Consider the following 18,272-nt stretch of genomic DNA (forward strand, 5'->3'; position numbering starts at 1 on the left):
AGATCCCGGCACACTGCTTCCGAGGTGAACATGTCGGACATGGCCTGGCCCGCCCCACCTGAGGGATCCTGCGCGCTCCCCGCCCGCCTGGAGGCCGAGGTGGCCATCCTCGGCGCCGGCATCCACGGCGCGGCCCTGGCCCGGGAGTTGATGCTCCGCGGCGTGTCCTGCGCCCTCGTGGACCGGGGCGAGGTGGGCGGCGGCACCAGCCAGTGGTCCAGTCAGCTCCTGCACGGCGGCATCCGCTACATGCTCACCGGCGACATCCGCCAGATGCGCGAAGGCCTGGCCGAGCGCGCGACCTGGGCCCGCATCGCCCCCCATCGCTGCCGCTGGGAGGCCTTCTGGATGCCGCATCGATCGCGGCTCGAAGGGCTCGCGCATCGCGTGGGCATTGGCCTCTACGATTTCTGGGGCTCCGAGCGCCCCGGCTGGCCCGCGGACCTGCGCCTGGGCCGCGTTTCCCGGCCGGACTTCCTGATCGATCCGCGGGCCACCCTCGGTCTCTTCCGCGGGGCCACGGCCTACGCCGACCTCATGACCTGGGACCGGGACCTGACGAAGGACCTGGCGGCCTCCAGCGAGGCGCTGCTCCTGGATTTCCACGAGGCGGAGCGGTTCGATCAGGACAGCGGCGGCCTGAAGCTCCTCCACCTCGTGGATCGCCGGGACGGGTCCCTGCGCCAGCTCGCGGCCCGCCGCTGGGTGTTCGCCCTGGGGCCCTGGACGGACGGCGCCATGGCGCGCTGGTTCGGCGAGACGCGGAAGCGGCTGCGACTGTCCGCCGGCATCCACCTCTGGTTCGATGCGGTGCCTGGATGCGAGCGACCCTGGGCCATCCGGCGGCCCAAAGGGCGCATCCTCTTTGTCATCCCCCGGGACGGCCTGCTCCAGGTGGGCACGACGGAGCGGGAGGTGGCGGACGGCTGGGTGCCCATCCTGGAGGCGGAGCGGGAGGAACTCTTGGGCGCCCTGGAAGCCAACCTGCCCATCCTCCCCTGGCGCGAGATGACGGTGCGAGCCGAGGAGCTGGGCGTGCGGCCGCTGGTGGCGGCCCGGGGCGCCACGACCCACCTCAGCCGGGAGGCCGTGCTCGAGCGCCATCCCCAAATCCCGAACCTCACCCTCGTGCTCGGCGGCAAGCTCACCACCGCCCGCGCCCTCATGGACCGCCTGGCCACCGAGCTCACCGGCCACCCCTGCGACGCCTCGCGTACCGCGCCCCTGCGGGTTTGGGATGGACAGCCAGCGCAGATCCGGTAGAATCATTCTTTCAGTGCGGTCCCGTAGCTCAGCTGGATAGAGCATCAGACTACGAATCTGAGGGTCGGGCGTTCGAGTCGCTCCGGGACCACCAATCACTGCAACGCTTAGGCCACCCATCGGGTGGCCTTTCTGTTTGGTAGATGCACCTGGGTGCACCACATCCCGCCCTTGGGAGAGGTTGTGCAAGCGCGCGACGGTTCCTTGCGGATTGCTTGTCGCGAGTTCCTGTCAACTGACAGGACCATTTGGATTTTTTTAATATCTGAGACATTGGTTACATCTATCGGTAGGGCCCGGAACGGGCTGATACTTATAAGGTTCCGCCCAATATGACAGCACGGTCCGGAGACCGATCCATCGCCTCTGGTCCCCTTCTCATGGAGGAAGCCTTTGTTCAGGAACCATCCATTCCGGCGTCCGACCGTGTGGGTCGGCCTATTGGCCCTCACTCCGGCCTTGGTCTGGGCTCAGGCCAAGCCGACGACGGGCTACAGCCAGCCCCCGAAGGCGATTCTGGACGCCATGCGGGCCCCTTCGCCCGCCTCACCCAGCATCAGCCCCTCCCTCGACCGGATGCTGCTGGTGTCCTGGGAGGACTATCCCTCCATTTCCCGCGTGGCCACGCCCTACCTGCGCCTTGGGGGCGTCCGCGTCGAACCCGGGAACCACAGCAAGCACGACACGCCCGGAGGCTACGGCATTCCGCCCGCGGCCCGCAGCTTTGAATTGGTCCGCATCCCGGATGGCGCGGCCACCAAGGTGCAGCTCCCTCCGGGCGGCATCGTGCAGGCCCCCCAGTGGAACGCGACCGGAACGGCGTTCGCCTTCTGCCGGGTGACCGACCACTCCGTGGAACTGTGGGTGGGGGACGGCACCACGGGCGCCGTGCGCCAGATCCCCGGGGTCTGGGTCAACCAGATGCTGGGCGGCGACGTCCAGTGGATGCCCGACCAAAAGACCCTGTTGGTGAAGGCGGTTCCCGCCGATCTCGGCAAGGCCCCCGCGGCGCCGGAGGTGCCACCGGGACCGAGTATCCAGGAGTCCGTGGGCGGGAAGGGGCAGAGCAGCACCTACGAGACCCGGGATACCCTGGGCAGTCCCCACGACGAGGATGTGTTCGATCACTACGCCACCGCCCAGCTGCTGCTGGTGAACGCGGAGACGGGTGCCGCGACCCCGATCGGGGCCCCCGACCGCTATGTGCAGGTGCGCTCGGCGCCGGACGGGCGGCACCTCCTGGTGACCGCGCTGCGAAAGCCCTACTCCTATGTGACGACCTTTGACCGCTTCCCCAAGGATGTCGCGGTGTGGGATATCACGGTTCCCGGGTCCGTCGCGAAACAGCCCATCGCCTCCCTGCCGCTGGCCGACCGCGTGCCCATCCATGGCGAGCCCCTCGGTCCCCGGCAGTTCTCCTGGCGGCCCACGGAACCAGCGACGCTGCTCTGGGTGGAAGCCCTCGATGGCGGCGACTGGAAGGTGAAGGTGCCCCACCGGGACAAGGTCATGGCCCTGAAGGCACCCTTCACCGGGGCGCCGGTCGAGCTCTTCCGCACGGAGCAGCGGTACCAGGGCCTGCAGTGGGCCGCGAAGCCCGGCGTGGCCCTGAGGTACGAATACGACCACAACCGCCACTGGCAGCGGACCTTCATCGTGAACCCGGACGATCCGAAGCAGGCGCCCCGGAAGCTCTGGGACATGTCCACAGAGGAGCAGTATGCCGATCCGGGTTCCCCGGTCATGAGCATCCGGCCTGACGGCACCTGGGTGCTCCGGCAGGAGGGAGACACGATCTACCTGCGCGGCGGCGGCGCTTCGCCGGACGGGGACCGCCCCTTCCTGGACAGCCTGGACCTGCGCACCCTCAAGTCGGAGCGGCTGTTCCGCTCCGGCAAGGTGGAATTCGAGCAGTTCGTGGGCTTCACGGGCAAGGACTCGAAGCGGTTCCTCACCTGGCACCAGTCGCTCCTGGATCCGCCCAATGCCTACCTCCGCAGCCTGGGAAAAGGTGTGAAGGCGGAGGCTGGCGAGGCGGCCTACATGTCCACCCGGAGTGCCGTGACGCACATCCCCGACCCGACGCCTGAGATCCGGAAGATCAAGAAGCGGCTGGTCAAGTACAAGCGCGCGGACGGAGTGGACCTGTCCTTCACGCTCTACACCCCGCCGGGCTACCAGGAGGGCACCCGTGTGCCGGCCATCCTCTACGCCTATCCCCTGGACTACGCGGATCCATCCAAGGCAGGACAGGTGAGCGGCTCCCAGTACACCTTCACGCGGCTCCGGAACTACCGCCTGCTCCTGCTGGCGGGCTACGCCATCATCGACAACGCCTCCTTCCCCATCGTGGGCGATCCCACCAAGGCCTACGACACCTACCTGGAGCAGCTCGTCGCCAACGCCAAGGCGGCGGTGGACAAGGCGGTAGAGCTGGGCGTGGTGGACCGCGACCGCATCGGCGTCACCGGCCACAGCCACGGGGCCCTGATGACCGCGAACCTGGTGGCCCACTCCGACCTGTTCAAGGCCGGCGTGGCCACCAGCGGCTCCTACAACAAGACCCTGACACCCTTCGGATTCCAGAATGAACGCCGGTCCGTGTGGGAAGCCCCCGAGGTGTACCGCAAGGTCTCGACCTTCTTCTCCGCCGACAAGCTGAAGACCCCCCTGCTCATCATGCATGGCGCTGACGATGCCAACCCGGGGACCACGCCGCTCCAGGCCACCAAGCTCTACGAGGCCATCCGGGGCAATGGCGGCACTACGCGCCTGGTCATGCTCCCCTTCGAGCCCCACTGGTACACCGCCCGGGAATCGAACGAGCAGCTCCTCTACGAGATGGTCCGCTGGTTCGACGCCTATGTGAAGACGGCAAGGAAGCCTCAGCCCTGAGCCTTGCCCGGGATCCTTCCTCCTTTCGAATGGCATCGAGAGGAGGAAGGACCTTGCGATCTACGTGCCTACGTGCGGTCCAGCAGCCGGTCTCAGATGACCTGGCTGATGTGCATCGCCTGGAACGCCCCGCCGCTCTGCTCGGCAGCGCGGGTGAGCTGGATCAGGCAGCCGGGGCAGGCGGTGACGACCACCTGGGCTCCGGTTCCCTGGATGTCCTCCTGCTTGCGCCGGAGGATGGCCTCGGCCGCGCGGGGGTGCTCCAGGTGGAAGCTGCCGGAGCCGCCACAGCAGCGTTCCTTCTCCTTCAGCTCGATCAGCTTTCCGGCTTGCTCCAGGAGCTGCCGCGGCTGGCGGCGGATCCCCTGGCCCCGGGCCAGGTGGCAGGGATCGTGGTAGGTGAAGGTGGCTCCGGGAAGCGCCTGGGGGCGGTAGCCGGCCGCGGCGAGGTACTCCGTCAGGTCCATGACCTTGGCGGAGAACCGCGCGGCCCGGTCCGCCCAGACGGGATCCCCCGCGAACCACGACGCCAGGTGCTTGAGGGTCCCGCTGCAGCTGGCGCAGTCAGTCACTACCAGGTCCGCTCCCTCGAAGGCCCGGATGTTCTCCTGTGCCAGCCCGAGGAACGCCTCGCGCTGGCCGTGGGCGAGGTGGGGCAGGCCGCAGCAGGGATGGTCCGGTCGTTGGACGGGCGAGAGCTGGGCGAGGATCCGCTGGGTGCTCCGGGAGGCATCCGGGAAGAGCAGCTTCATGCCGCAGCCCTGGAAGTAGGCGACTTTGGCGCCGGGATGGAGGGCGGGTTCCGGCCTCGGAGCGGGGGCGCCCAGCAGGGCGGGCCCCGCGTGCTTCTCGAGGTAGGCCTGCCGGGAGGTCTCACGGGGCACCAGCTGGGACGGCAGTAGGCGGTGGAGCCCCACGGCCCGCAGTCCGGCCAGAGTGGCGGCGCCCAGGCCGACCAGCCTGCGGCGGCGGAGCACCCGGCCGATCCAGCGGCTGCGGAGCGAGGTGCTGCCCAGCGTGTCGGCGAGGGCCTGGCGGACCTGCAGCATGGCCTCGTCCGTGGGGACCTTGCCGGGGCAGGCGTCCGTGCAGGCCCGGCACAGGAGGCAGAACTCCAGGGCCTCCTGGGCTTCCCGGTCCGGCGGGATGAGGCCCTCGGCCAGCCCCCTCACGAGGGCGTTCTTGCCCCGGGCGCTGGCCCGCTCCACATCCTGGACCTGGAACAGCGGGCAGACCGGCAGGCAGGTACCGCAGCGGTCGCAGCCCAGCACCTTGGCCCGGGCCGCCGCGAAGGGTCCCGGGTCAGCCTTCGTGGTGGCGGTCACCATATCTTCCCCGGGTTGAGGAGCCCCAGGGGATCCAGGGCCCGCTTGACGGCCCGGTGCGTCTCCAGGCTTACTGGCCCCACGGCGTCCGCGAAGTAGGGCCGCTTGGTGATGCCGATGCCGTGCTCCCCGGAGAGGGTTCCCCCCAGGTCCAGGGCGGCCTGGAAGATGCCGTCCACCGCCTGGTGGGCCCGGGCCGCCTGGTCGGGGTCGGCAAGGTCGCAGAGCACCGAGGGGTGGAGGTTGCCGTCCCCGGCGTGCCCGAACACGGGGATGCGGAGGCCGCAGGATGCCGAGATGGCGTTGATGCGCCGCACGACTTCCGGGAAGGCGCTGCGGGGCACGGAGATGTCCTCGCCGAGCCGGTTGGGCGCCATGGCCGCCACGGCGGAGCTGAGGCCCCGGCGCTCGGCCCAGATCGCCTCGGTCTCCTCCTTCGAGGCGGCGGAGCGGAAGGCGATGCGCCCGGCCCGGTCGGTGATGGTCTCGATCCGTCTGGACTGGGCTACCAGGGCCTCGCCGCCGTCTCCATCAATCTCCAGGATGAGGCAGGCGCCGGCGCCCTCCTTCACCTGGGTGTTCCGGGCCCGGGCCACCGCCTCGAGGCAGGTGGCGTCCATGATCTCGGCGGCGGAGGGGGTGACTCCGTCCAGCAGCATCTCCTGCACGGCGGCGCAGGCTTCGTCCATGGTCCGGAAGACCACCCGGAGCACGCCCCGGGCCTTCGGCAGCGGACGAAGCCGGAAGAGGGCCCGGGAGACGATGCCCAGGGTTCCCTCCGAGCCCACGAACAGGCCCGTGAGGTCGTAGCCGGTGACGTTCTTCACGGCTTTGCCCCCGGTCTCGAGGATCGAGCCGTCCGCCAGGACCACCTCCAGGCCCATCACATAGTCCCGGGTCACCCCGTACTTCACGGCGCGCATGCCCCCGGCGTTCTCCGCGACATTGCCCCCCAGCGTGGAGAACTTCCAGCTGCCGGGGTCCGGGGGGAAGAAGAGCCCGTGGCGGGCGCAGTGGTCGTGGAGGTCCACGGTGCGCACGCCGGGCTCGGCGCTCACCATCATGTTGGCGGTGTCCAGCTCCAGGATGGAGGTCATGCGATCCAGGGAAAGGACGATCCCTCCTTCCAATGGCACGGACCCGCCGGTCCGGCCGCTGGCGGCCCCCCGCGGCGTGACGGAGATGCGCCGCTGGTGGGCCAGGGCCATGACCCGGCTGATCTCGGCGGTGGTCCGGGGGCGCACCACGGCCTGGGGCATGGTGTTCCGGTCCAGGGGCAGGAAGGAGGCGTCGTAGGAGTACCCGAAGACCTCCAGGGGCGACTCGATGACGTGCTCGCGGCCGACGGCATCGCGGAACCCGTCCAGCACCTCCGGTTCGAATGCGGTGAAGGTCGTCATGGGATCACCGCGTCAGGCCGAGCCAGTACCAGTAGGTCAGGGCGACCAGGGACATGAAGGTGGCCGCCAGTACGCTCATGACGGCGCCCGTGCGGATCATCTCCCGGGAGGTGACATGGCCGCTGCCCATGGCGACGGCATTGGGCATGTTGGTGACGGGCAGCAGGTACTGGTGCTGCATGTTCATGCCGAGGACGAGGGCGAAGGCCATGGGATCCACGCCGATGGCCAGGGCGTGGGCGATGACGATGGGCGTGAGGGCCGTGGTCTTCGGGCCGCCCCCCGTGAAGAAGATCTGGAGGGCCGTCACGACCCAGATGAGGATGATCACCTGCAGGACATGGGACATCCCCGCGATGGGTCCCAGGAAGACGCCCGCCATCCACTTGGCCGCGCCGGAGGACGCCAGGGCCGTCCCCAGGGAAAGCCCCGCCCCGTAGAGGACGAACACGTTCCAGGGCACCCGGGTCTGGGCTTCTTTCCACTTCATGATGCCCTTGCCCGGCCAGAGCAGGGCGATGACGGAGGCCGCCCCCACGAGGACGACGTTCACCTTGTGGAAGGCGTCCGTGGCCCAGAGGAGCAGCGTCAGGAGGAAGACCGCCAGGGTGTACTTCTCTGCAGCCGAGAAGGGGCCGAGGGCCTCGAGCTCCTTCTGGATGTAGTCGGCGCCGCCGCTGGCGGCTTCGGATTCGGGGGGCCACATCCAGCGGATCACGAACACGCTGAGGAATGCCAGCAGGAAGGCCGGCATGCCGCCCACCTTCAGCCAATAGGACCAGGAAACGGCGCGCTTCGTGGCCGCCTCGATGAGGCCCGCCGTGATGGGGTTGCCCACGTGGGCCGTGAGCACGCCCAGGCTCATCATCGTGCCGCTCATGGCCACGATGAACATCAGGGCCTTCATGGTGTTGCTCTTCCCGGGCTCGGCCTTCACCGCCTGGCCGATGCCGAGGATGATCGGAAGCATCAGCAGGGTGCGGGCCGTGATGGAGGGGACCAGGAAGGTCATGACCGCCATCACCAGCGCCACCGCCCAGTAGATGCGGATGATGCTGCCTCCCGCCCGGGCCACGAGCCAGAGGGCCACCCGCTTGGAGAAGCCGGACTTCTCCATGGCCCCGGCCATGATGAAGCCGATCACGATGAGCCAGAGTGCGGTGTTGGAATACCCGCCGAACGCCGCCGCCAGCGGGACCGCGTTCAGAACGGCCAGCAGGAACACGATCACCAGGCCGCTGAGGGCGTCCTCCAGAGCTTCCGTGACCCACACCACGATGGCGAAGACCGCCACGGCGATGGAGGCCTTGCCCTGGGGGCTGAGCCCCTTGACGGCGGGTGTCAGCCACAGGATCGCGGCGAGCAGCGCGAACGCGGCCACCAGCGATGCGATTTTCCTTGGACCCATGTCCATCCTCCTCGTCGGTGCGCAATCGGGCCCCTCGGCCCGCCACAGGCATCAGATCGCGACCAGGGGGTCAAGAAAATGCCCCGGGCGACGAACGGCCCTCAGGCGCCTACGAACGGCCCTGCGGAAGACTTAAAGATGGAAATGGGTCCGGATCCGGTCGGCGTAGGCCCGGCCCACCGGCACCTCGACGGCCTTCTGGTCCTGGGGGGCACGGAGCTTCAGCAGGTAACCGTGGTTGAACCAGGGCGTGAGCTGCTGGACCTGGTCGAGGTTCACGATGAAGTTGCGGTGGCACCGCATGAACATCCGGGGATCCAGCTGTCCCTCCAGGTCCCGCAGGCTGGCGCGGATGGGCCACTGGCGGCCGTCGAGGGTCTCGACGAGCACCTCCCGCTCCCGCGCCAGCAGCAGGCGGATGTCGGACACGGGAACCACCTCCAGGCTGGCCCCGTGCTCCACCAGGAGGGTGCGGGCCCAGAGCTCGCGGTCCGGGTGCGGGGCCGGGGCCGGCTGGGGGAGCACCCGCTCCGCCACCCGCCGGAGGTCGGCGGCGTCAAAGGGCTTGAGCAGGTAGTCCACGGCCTTCACCGAGAAGGCCTCCAGGGCGAAGGAGGCGTGGGCGGTCACGAAGACCACCCGGGGAGGCTTCGGCAGGGACAGCAGGCGCCGCGCCACCTCCAGTCCATCCATGCCCGGCATGTCCACGTCCAGGAAGACCAGGTCGGCGCCTTCCGCCTCGAGGAAGGCCAGGGCCGAGGGGCCATCGTGGTACACGCCCACCACCCAGGCCCAGCCCTGCTCCTCGAGCAGGCACTTGAGCTCCCCGCAGATGAGCGGCTCGTCATCCACCAGGACGGCCTTGAGGCGCTTCATGGGGCCTCCTCGCTCAGCGGCAGGTCCAGGGTAGCCAGCGTTCCGGCGCCCTCCCGCGCCCGCGCGAGCGTCAGGCCCGCGGGATCGCCGCACAACAGCTCGAGGCGGCGCTGCAGGTTCCGCAACCCGCTGCCTTCCCCGTAGCCTTCTGGCTCCCGGCGGTTGATCTGGTCCAGCCGGTCCTGGGGGAGGCCCAGCCCGTCATCCTCGACGCGGATGACCAGCCTTCCGTCCTCGCGCCCGGCTGTCACCGCCACTTGGCCGCCCTCCGGCCGGGGTCCGATCCCGTGCTTGATGGCGTTCTCCACCAGGACCTGGACGGAGAACACGGGTACCAGGGCGCGGGACAGGGCCGGGTCCACCTCGATCCGGCTGGCGATCCGGGGGCCGAAGCGGGCCTTCTCGATGCCCAGGTAGAGCTCCACCGTCTTCAGCTCCTCGGCAAGCGGGATCTGCTCCTCATGGCGGTGCAGGGACCTCCGCAGGAATTCCGATAGGTGCTTGACGATCTCCCGCGCCCGGTCGGGGCTGGTGCGGGTCAGGGCGCCGATGGTGGCCAGGGTGTTGAAGAGGAAGTGCGGGTTCACCTGGGCCCGGAGGGCCTGGAGTTCCGCCTGGACCTGGAGCGCCTGGGTGCGGGCGTCGGCCGTGGCCTTCTCCTGCTCCCGGTACACGTCCTTCACCACCAGGAGGAAGATGGCCACGGCGGTGGCGTTCGCCAGGAGGGTGGGCACGGCGATGGTCTTCTCGAGCTTCCAGGCCATGTCGAAGGGCTTGGACAGAATCAGGATGCACGCCTTCAGCACCAGCTCCCCCGCCACGCCTGTGAGGAAGGCCACGGGAACCGTAATCCGCCGGTAGCCCAACCCGGTCTGGACCCAGCCCCCCACGAGGCCTGCCAGCACGTTCGCCACGAGGGCGGCCAGGGCTGTGTAGCCGCCCATGCCATAGCGGACGAGCCCGCCCAGGATGCCGGCTCCTGCTCCCACCAAAGGGCCGCCGATCAGCCCGCCGGCGATGGGCCCGACGATGCGCGTGTTCGCGAGGGCCCCGTGGATGGGCAGTCCCAGGAAGTTGCCGAGGATGGAGAACAGGCCGAAGACCAGGATGAGCACCAGCGTGTCCAGGCGCCGGGAGCGGGTCCCCGTGAGGGCGCGGCGCACCGCGCTCAGGCGGGTCACGAAATACGCGCCCATGCCGTTGAGGGCCAGGTTGCGGAGGATGTCCCACAGCAGCTTGCCTTCGAACGGACCCCACGAGAAGTTCGTCCAGTCCATCATCCGCTCAAGTATCCACTGTGCGGCCGGCCTCACCAAGGGCGTGGCCCGCCCACGAGCGACACGGCAGAGCGCAGGCCCGCCCGGTCAGGCAGGCCTGCGCTGGATCGCCGGGGGATTTGTTGCGACTCCCTAGAACGCCACCAGCAGGGCCGCGACGACGGTGTTCCCGCCCTGCTCGCCGGTCTCAGTGCCGAAGGGCCGGAGGAAGTTCTTGCTGCGGGCGATGTAGTTGAGCTTGAAGTTGGCGGCCTTCACCTTCTCGGGGATCCAGGCGTAGGTGTAGCCGATGGTGACCTCGGTGTACTTGGGGGTGTAGTCGGCGCCGGTGGGCAGGCCGGTGGCCACGTTCGTGGTGTAGGGGTTGGTGGCCGTGTACCAGTCGTCTCCGCTGTTGAGGTTCATCAGGTCGTAGCGGGCCAGGAAGCTGTGGGGGCCGAAGGTGTAGCCGCCCGTCACGTAGTAGCCCGTGAACTTCTGGTCCAGGTGCTCGCGCTTCACCACAGGGGCGGTGGCGGCGAGGGTGGCGAAGCGGCGGCCGAGCAGGCCGGTCATGTACTCCGCGGTGAAGGTCCAGGTGCCGTCCTGGTAGGCGTAGAAGGCTCCCAGGTTGGTGGTCTTGTCCTTGTTGTCGTAGATGGCGGTCTGGCTCGGCCAGAGGCCCCCGGGGTTCGCGGCGATGGAGGCGGGGGGATTCCCCTTGTCGGCCACGTCCGTGCCGCCCTGGAGCGTGTAGGCGCCGAACTTGTGCGCCTTTCCGAGGCTGAAGTCCAGGCGCAGGATGAAGTCCTTCTGGGCGTTGGTGTCGTTGGCCTTGCCGGAGGCGGCATCGTTCATGCCGTTGAAGACGGCGGCGGTGACCTTGCCGGCGAAGCCCTTGGGATCACCGTAGGAGAAGCCCAGGGCGAGGCCGCGGTCGCGCTTGTCGCCGAACATCCGGCCCAGCTGGCTGCGCTCGGCGAAGAGCAGCTCCGTGGAACTGGTCACGCCCTCGTAGGTCTGGAGGTCCTTGAACTGGCCGGCCTTCACGTCGATGCCGGCCACGGGCTTCCAGACCACGAACGCGTCCTGGAGGATGCTGGGGTTCGAGGTCCCCGTGGAGATGGAGGGATCGAACATCACCTCGTAGTCCACACCCTCGGCGATGTTGCCGGAGACCTTGATCTCCGTGCGGCGCACCGTGAAGGTGTTCTCCTTGAACTCGCTGCGGAGGTTGTAGTACCCGCCAGGAGCCGCGCTGTTGTAGCGCAGGTTGCTGTCCGTCATCTGCGTGTACCAGAGCTGGATGTCACCGCCGATCTTCGCGGTCTGGGCCGAGGCGGGCAGGGTGGCCAGGGCGAGGGCCGCCAGGCTGAGGGTGCGCGTGCGCTTCATGAGGTCTCCTAGGGGCCGACAGGCCGATGGGAGAAAGGTTCCCGGTTCCCTGTGACATGCTCGCGAAGACCCTGGCACGGTCCTGTGTCTGAGACGTGAATTCAGTCCAACCCCTTCTGGTCCCGGTTTTCTCCAGGTGGCGCAGGCTTATGGAAACCTGAATTTACCTAATCAACCCACGGTTCTTGACCAGTAAGAACCCGAGTTGATCGGTCCTTGCGAAAGGGCTGAGATCCCCTGCCAGTCCCATGGCCCTCGGGGTGTCGCCACACCTTTGTGCCTATCATCACAACCATCGGAACTTTTGGTTCATTTTTGATAGACGCAAGCGACTCCCCCGTTTAGCTTGAATCCGTTTGATCATCCCCCAGATTTTCCGCGACTGATGTCCCAGACATCTGGTGGTCTGACCTGATCCGTCCGCTCAACTCCTCTCTTTTCAATCCCCCCAACCCTCCCTCATTAGGAGCCCACCCATGAAGATCACCCGCCTTGCTGGCGTTGCCGCCCTTCTCGCCGCCGGGGTCACCCAGGCCCAGGCCCAGGACGTGAAGCTCACCGGCGTCCTCATCGAGTTCTGGCAGACCCAGATGCTGGACAGCAACCTGCGCAACAACGCGACCGCCACGGCCGGTGCCTCGAAGTACTACGGCCTCGACTCCCGGTTCCAGGAGAACAACTTCGCGGTCAAGCGCGCCGAGATCTACCTGAACGGGAAGATCACCGACGACGTCAGCTGGAACCTGATGTTCGATCCGAACAACAGCAACACCACCGCCGTTCCCAACAACGTGCTGCACGATGCCGTCATCACCTGGAACATCGGCAGCGGGTTCAGCGTGAAGGCCGGCCAGTTCAAGATGCCGACCACCTATGAAGCCACCATGGTCGCCGCCACGAACATCCTGTTCTTCGAGCGGAACCAGATCAACCGCGTGTTCGGCGACAAGCGCGACCGCGGCGTGTGGGGCATCTACAGCTGGGGCGACGCCAAGGGCTGGAACGGCAAGATCAACCTCGCCGTCTCCAACGGCACCACCGATGACGGCAGCGGCGGCAAGAACAACGAGAACACCGTGGCTGGGTCCGGCAACGCCCAGAAGGACTGGACCACCCGCCTCGAGTTCGCCTACGGCCCCGAGCACAAGTTCGGCGCCTACTACCGCGAGGGCGTGACGAACCTGAAGGACTCCACCTTCAACAACGCCTCCGCCTGGGTGACCGCCGGCTATGTCAGCGCCGCCCAGATCAGGGACAACAAGGACAAGACCACCCTGATGGGCGCCTACTACGCCTTCGACAACGCCACCTGGCACGCCAGCGCCGAGTTCGCCACGGGCCTGCTGGGCCGCCGCTTCCCCACCCTCTTCGCGGCCGCCACGACCAATCCCCTCCGCGAGCACCTCGACCAGAAGTTCCAGGGCATCGCCGTGGATGGCGCCTACAAGATGGGCCGCCACTGGTTCACCGCCCGCTACGACATGATGAACTACAACTCCGGCGACGACTGGTACACCGCGACCAGCCCCTACACGCCCGCCGCCGGTGGCGACTACAGCCCCAAGTACACCGAAGTCACCGTGGGCTACAACTTCCTGTTCAACCCCGCGAAGTACAGCGCGGGCAAGCTGAAGCTCGACTACGTCCACCGCAGCAAGAACTTCCTGGCTCCCCGCGCCGGCCAGACCGGCGAGCAGGGCGGTGACAGCCTCGTCGCCTCGCTCATGATCGGCTTCTGATCAGAGCACGTTCTACCTAGCAGATCCTTCTCTCTGCACGGTCACGGAACTCACGGGTCACAACCCGCGGGTTCCGTGATTTTTTTGGGCCTCGGCAGGTGTAGACTTTTCATACCTTCCAACCACATCTCTTTTGCATTGGAGCTGCCATGCGAAAGCACCTCTTGGCCCTGGGCGCCGTTCTAGCCCTCTCTCCGTGTCTCATGGCGCAGAAGATCGGCGTCATCAACTCCATGAGCGGACCCGAGGCACCCATCGGGGAACACATCACCAACGGCATCAAGCTCGCCGAAGAGGACCTCAAGAAGAAGGGCATCAACCTCCAGCTCGTGTGGGAGGACGACACGGGCAAGCCGCAGATCTCGATGAGCGCCATGGAGAAGCTGGCCACGCGCGACAACGTCGTGGGCGTGGTGGGCCCCTACACCTCGGCCTGCTCCAACGCGGTCGCCAAGCTGGCGGAGAAGTACCGTGTCCCCCTCCTGATCCCTGCGGCCGCCAAAGAGGAGATCACGCGTCAGGGCCTCAAGTACGTTTTCCGGATGAACGCTCCCGCGGACAAGTACGCCTCCAGCCTCATCGATGCCGCCGCCGCCCTCGGCAAGCCGAAATCCATCGCCTTCATCTACGAGAACACCGACTTCGGCACCTCCACGACCAAGACCGCCAAGGAGTACGTAGCCAAGAAGGGCATGCAGGTCGTGGCCGACGAACCCTACCCCAAGGGCGCCGCGGACTACCGGTCCACCCTGGCCAAGGTGAAGTCGAAGAACCCAGACCTGGTGTTCATGGTGTCGTACGTGGCCGACGCCATCCTGCTCATGCGGCAGTCGAAGGAAGTGGGCCTCCAGCCCCAGGCCTTCCTGGGCGCCGGCGCGGGCTTCACCACGCCCGAGTTCGCCAAGGAGCGCGCGATCTCCGAGAACGTCATCTCCTGCACCCAGTGGACCGGCGACGTGAATTGGCCCGGCGCCAAGGAGTTCGAAGCCCGCTTCAAGGCGAAGTTCGGCAAGGAGCCCACCTACCACGCTGCCTGCGCCTACGCCTCCATGATGATCATGGCGGAGACCGCCCGGAACGCGGGTGGCGACCGGACCAAGACCCAGCAAGGCCTGAAGGCCGGCAGGTGGAACGGCGTCATGGGCGAGGTCCAGTTCGCCGACTACGAGGGCTTCACCAACCAGAACAACCACCAGATGCTCGTGCAGCAGATCATCAGCGGGAACTACGAGACGGTGCTGCCCGCCAAGTTCGCCACAAAGAAGCCGATCTTCCCCTTCCCCAAGTGGAAGTAGGCCGATCCTGAGCACGGAGGGCGCCTCCGGGCGCCCTCCCATTCCAGACCTTCCGGGAGCTCCAGACGCACATGGCTGTATTTCTGCAATCCCTCATCAGCGGCGTCCTGATCGGTGGCGTGTACGCGCTCATCGGCATCGGGCTCACGCTCATCTTCGGCGTGATGCGCGTCATCAACTTCGCCCATGGCGACATCATGATGGTGGGGATGTACCTCACCTACCTGCTGTTCACGCTGATGGGCGTGGACCCCTTCGTGTCCGTGCTCATCAGCTTCCCGCTGATGTTCTTCTTCGGGGGATTCCTCCAGAAGGTCTTCATCAACCGCGTGCTCAACGCCGTCGCCCAGAATCAGATCCTGCTGACCATCGGCCTGGGTCTCGTCATGAGCAACACGGTCATGCTGATCTTCACGTCGGACTACAAGATCCTCACCACCTCGTACTCCTCCTCCACCATCCAGGTGGGCGGCGGAGTGTCGATCTCCACCCCGCTGCTGGTCTCCTTCCTGATCACGGCAGTCATCACGGCGGCCCTGGGCTGGTTCCTCTTGAAGACGGACACGGGCCAGGCCATCCGGGCCACGGCCCAGGATCGGGACGCGGCCCAATTGATGGGCATCAACGTCAGCCGCATGTCCGTCATCGCCTTCGGTCTCGGTGCGGCCCTGGCCGGGACGGCCGGCGCGCTGATCTCGCCGACCTACTACATCTTCCCGCAGGTGGGCGGCACCTTCACGCTGAAGGCCTTCGTCATCACGGTGCTTGGTGGCATGGGCAGCGTGGTGGGCGCCACGCTGGGCGGGATCCTCATCGGCATCACCGAATCCATGAGCGCGGTCTACATCTCCTCCGGATGGAAGGATGTGGTGGTCTTCGTGCTCTTCCTGCTCGTACTCCTTTTCAAGCCCTCGGGCCTGATGGGCAAGTCGCGGACCTGAGGAGGACGACATGAACAAGAGCATGCTCAAGGCCGCGATCGGCCTCATCGTACTGGCGGGCCTCCTGGTCGTTCCGCGGTTCGTGGAGAGCCCGTACGCGCTGCACATGATGATCCTGCTGTTCCTCAGCGTGTCCCAGGGCCAGAGCTGGAACATCCTCGGGGGCTACGCGGGCCAGTATTCCGTCGGCCACGCGGCCTATTTCGGCGTGGGCGCCTACACCACCATGATGCTCATGTATTCCAAGCAAGTGGCGCCTTGGGTGGGCGTCTGGGCCGGCGTGGCGGCGGTGATCGTCGTGGCGCTCGTGATCGGCAGCATCTGCTTCAGGCTGCGCGGCCCCTACTTCGTGCTGGCCTCCATCGCGGTGGCCGAGATCATGCGGCTGTCCGCCATCAACCTCACCACGCTCACCAACGGCGCCGAAGGCATCCTGGTCACCGAGATCCCCGCCTTCAAGATCGGCGAGCGGGTGGTCACGGACTTCCTCACGAAGGTGCCTTTCTACTACATCGGCCTCTTCCTGGCCCTGCTGACCCTCGCGATCGCCTACTGGGTGCAGCACTCCAAGCTGGGCTACTACTTCCAGGCCATCCGGGAGGACCAGGACGCCGCCCACTCCCTGGGCATCCACATCTCGGTCTACAAGAACATCGGGCTGGTCATCTCGGCGGTGCTGACGTCGCTGGCTGGGAGCTTCTATGGCATCTACGTCGGATTCGTCGATCCGCCCACGGTGCTCGGGCTGGATGTTTCCGTCCAGATCATGCTGATCTGCATCATCGGCGGCATGGGCACGATCTGGGGCCCGGTCCTCGGTTCCCTGCTGCTCGTCCCCCTCTCCGAGGCCCTCCGCAGCAACATGATCACCGAGGGGCTCGTGAAGATCGGCCTCGTGAGCGCGGATTCGAAGGTGGGGCTCTTCCTCAAGGAGAACCTCGCCCACGCCCACGTCCTCATCTACGGCATCCTCGTGGTGCTGGTGATCCTCTTCATGCCGGATGGCCTCATGGGCTTCGTGAAGAAACTGGCTTTGCGCCGGAAGCGGGAGGCGGCCTGATGCCCATCCTGGAGATCAAGAACGTCAGCAAGTTCTTCGGCGGCCTGGCGGCCAATTCCGATGTGTCCTTCTCCATGGAGCAGGGCATGATCATGGGCCTCATCGGGCCCAACGGCGCGGGCAAGACCACCCTCTTCAACTGCATCACCGGCTACTACCCCCCGTCCAAGGGCGAGGTCATCTTCAATGGCCGGCGCATGAACGGGCTCCAGCCGGACAAGGTCTGCAAGCTCGGCATGGTCCGGACGTGGCAGAAGGTCCGTCCCCTGGCCAAGCTGTCCGTGGTGGACAACGTCATGGTGGGGGCCCTGGTCCGCACCATCTCGCTCAAGACCGCCCGGGACATGGCCATGGAGCAGCTCAAGGTGGTCCGCATGGAGCACCGGGCCGACTTCCTGGCCGGGGGCCTGCCCATCGGCGAGCGGAAGAAGCTCGAGGTGGCCCGGGCCTTGGCCACGCAGCCGAAGCTCCTGCTGCTGGACGAAGTCATGGGCGGCCTCAACCCCGCCGAGAGCGATGAGATCATCCAGCTCATCCTGGACATCAAGGCGCAAGGCCTGACGCAGATGGTGATCGAGCACGACATGAAAGCCATCATGCGCATTTCCGACCGGATCGTCGTCCTCACCTCCGGCGAGAAGCTGACCGAAGGCACCCCCCAGGAGGTGGTGAGCAATCAGGACGTGATCGATGCCTATCTGGGTGAGAGCCATGCTTAAGGTCGAGAAGCTGAATTTCGCCTATGGCGATCTGAAAGTCCTGTGGGACGTGGATCTGGAAGTCCACGAGGGCGAGATCGTCACGGTGGTAGGCGCCAATGGCGCCGGGAAGTCCACCACCCTCAAGAACATCTCGCGGCTCGTCAAGCCCGCCTCGGGGAGCATCACCTTCCAGGGCAAGGATCTCGGCAAAATGCTCCCGCATCATGTGGTCGAGGCGGGGCTCGTCCAGGTGCCCGAGGGGCGCCGGATCTTCCCCGAGATGACCGTGATGGAGAACCTCCGCATGGGGTCCTACGTCAAGGCCACCCGGGCGGATCGTCAGAAGAACATCGACTGGGTTTTCGAGCTGTTCCCGCGCCTCAAGGAGCGTGAGCAGCAGCTGGGCGGAACCATGTCCGGCGGCGAGCAGCAGATGCTGGCCATCGCCCGGGGGCTCATGGCCAACCCCAAGGTGCTCCTCCTGGATGAGCCCTCGCTGGGCCTGTCGCCCCTGCTGGTGAAGAACATCTTCGACATCATCACCGGCATCAACAAGCAGGGCGTTACCATCCTTCTCGTGGAGCAGAACGTCTACCAGTCCCTTCGCATCGCGCATCGCGCCTACGTCATGGAGACGGGTCGCGTGGTCATGACGGGCCGCGGGGAGGAACTGCTCGCCAACGAACACATCAAGAAAGCCTTCCTGGGCATGTGAGGA

14 protein-coding genes and 1 tRNA gene are annotated in these 18,272 nt (G+C 66.8%); 9 read left to right on the forward strand and 6 right to left on the reverse strand.

Going from position 1 to position 18,272, the window contains the following annotated elements; all coding sequences use genetic code 11:
- Window positions 1–30 precede the first annotated feature (30 nt).
- The 3 genes from MLG87_RS00935 to MLG87_RS00945 all read left to right on the forward strand — a co-directional run bounded on the left by MLG87_RS00935 (window position 31) and on the right by MLG87_RS00945 (window position 4,158).
- Window positions 31–1,263, forward strand: a complete 1,233-nt coding sequence (locus tag MLG87_RS00935; RefSeq protein ID WP_243293355.1) for an FAD-dependent oxidoreductase — start codon at window positions 31–33, stop codon at window positions 1,261–1,263.
- A 17-nt stretch (window positions 1,264–1,280) separates the two neighbouring features.
- Window positions 1,281–1,357, forward strand: a tRNA-Arg gene (locus MLG87_RS00940).
- 347 nt (window positions 1,358–1,704) lie between these two features.
- On the forward strand, window positions 1,705–4,158 hold the full coding sequence (locus tag MLG87_RS00945; protein WP_243293356.1) for an alpha/beta hydrolase family protein: 2,454 nt from the start codon (window positions 1,705–1,707) through the stop codon (window positions 4,156–4,158).
- Window positions 4,159–4,250: 92 nt separating this feature from the next.
- Here MLG87_RS00945 and MLG87_RS00950 read toward each other — a convergent pair whose 3' ends face one another.
- From MLG87_RS00950 to MLG87_RS00975, 6 genes are all read right to left on the reverse strand, one after another.
- Window positions 4,251–5,483 carry a (Fe-S)-binding protein gene (locus MLG87_RS00950; protein ID WP_243293357.1) on the reverse strand — a complete coding sequence of 411 codons (1,233 nt, stop codon included), beginning with the start codon at window positions 5,481–5,483 and terminating at the stop codon, window positions 4,251–4,253.
- Window positions 5,480–6,883 (reverse strand): FAD-binding oxidoreductase, encoded by a 1,404-nt coding sequence (locus MLG87_RS00955; protein WP_243293358.1) that lies wholly within the window; start codon window positions 6,881–6,883, stop codon window positions 5,480–5,482. Before MLG87_RS00955 ends, MLG87_RS00950 begins: the two co-directional genes overlap by 4 nt.
- A gap of 4 nt (window positions 6,884–6,887) precedes the next feature.
- Window positions 6,888–8,291, reverse strand: a complete 1,404-nt coding sequence (locus MLG87_RS00960; RefSeq protein WP_243293359.1) for an SLC13 family permease — start codon at window positions 8,289–8,291, stop codon at window positions 6,888–6,890.
- A gap of 132 nt (window positions 8,292–8,423) precedes the next feature.
- The gene (locus tag MLG87_RS00965; protein WP_243293360.1) at window positions 8,424–9,167 is read right to left on the reverse strand and encodes a LytR/AlgR family response regulator transcription factor; all 744 of its coding nucleotides are present in this window, start codon (window positions 9,165–9,167) and stop codon (window positions 8,424–8,426) included.
- The gene (locus tag MLG87_RS00970; protein WP_243293361.1) at window positions 9,164–10,444 is read right to left on the reverse strand and encodes a sensor histidine kinase; all 1,281 of its coding nucleotides are present in this window, start codon (window positions 10,442–10,444) and stop codon (window positions 9,164–9,166) included. The genes MLG87_RS00965 and MLG87_RS00970 overlap by 4 nt, the downstream gene beginning before the upstream one ends.
- 132 nt (window positions 10,445–10,576) lie before the next feature.
- Window positions 10,577–11,818, reverse strand: coding sequence for a porin (locus MLG87_RS00975; RefSeq protein WP_243293362.1), 1,242 nt, complete (start codon window positions 11,816–11,818; stop codon window positions 10,577–10,579).
- 476 nt (window positions 11,819–12,294) lie between these two features.
- On the opposite strand from MLG87_RS00975, the gene MLG87_RS00980 reads away from it, so the two are divergent.
- The 6 genes from MLG87_RS00980 (at window position 12,295) to MLG87_RS01005 (ending at window position 18,269) form a co-directional block, all read left to right on the forward strand.
- A complete protein-coding gene (locus MLG87_RS00980; RefSeq protein WP_243293363.1) occupies window positions 12,295–13,557 on the forward strand; it encodes a porin in 1,263 nt (420 codons plus the stop codon).
- Between the two features lie 149 nt (window positions 13,558–13,706).
- A complete protein-coding gene (locus MLG87_RS00985) occupies window positions 13,707–14,852 on the forward strand; it encodes an ABC transporter substrate-binding protein (protein WP_243293364.1) in 1,146 nt (381 codons plus the stop codon).
- Window positions 14,853–14,923: 71 nt separating this feature from the next.
- Window positions 14,924–15,793, forward strand: coding sequence for a branched-chain amino acid ABC transporter permease (locus MLG87_RS00990; protein WP_243293365.1), 870 nt, complete (start codon window positions 14,924–14,926; stop codon window positions 15,791–15,793).
- Window positions 15,794–15,803: 10 nt separating this feature from the next.
- On the forward strand, window positions 15,804–16,853 hold the full coding sequence (locus MLG87_RS00995; RefSeq protein WP_243293366.1) for a branched-chain amino acid ABC transporter permease: 1,050 nt from the start codon (window positions 15,804–15,806) through the stop codon (window positions 16,851–16,853).
- The gene (locus MLG87_RS01000; RefSeq protein ID WP_243293367.1) at window positions 16,853–17,572 is read left to right on the forward strand and encodes an ABC transporter ATP-binding protein; all 720 of its coding nucleotides are present in this window, start codon (window positions 16,853–16,855) and stop codon (window positions 17,570–17,572) included. The genes MLG87_RS00995 and MLG87_RS01000 overlap by 1 nt, the downstream gene beginning before the upstream one ends.
- Complete coding sequence (locus tag MLG87_RS01005; protein WP_243293368.1) at window positions 17,565–18,269, forward strand: ABC transporter ATP-binding protein; 705 nt, start codon at window positions 17,565–17,567, stop codon at window positions 18,267–18,269. The genes MLG87_RS01000 and MLG87_RS01005 overlap by 8 nt, the downstream gene beginning before the upstream one ends.
- Window positions 18,270–18,272 lie beyond the last annotated feature (3 nt).

It is taken from the genome of Geothrix mesophila (assembly GCF_022808835.1).
Taxonomy (GTDB): domain Bacteria; phylum Acidobacteriota; class Holophagae; order Holophagales; family Holophagaceae; genus Geothrix; species Geothrix paludis.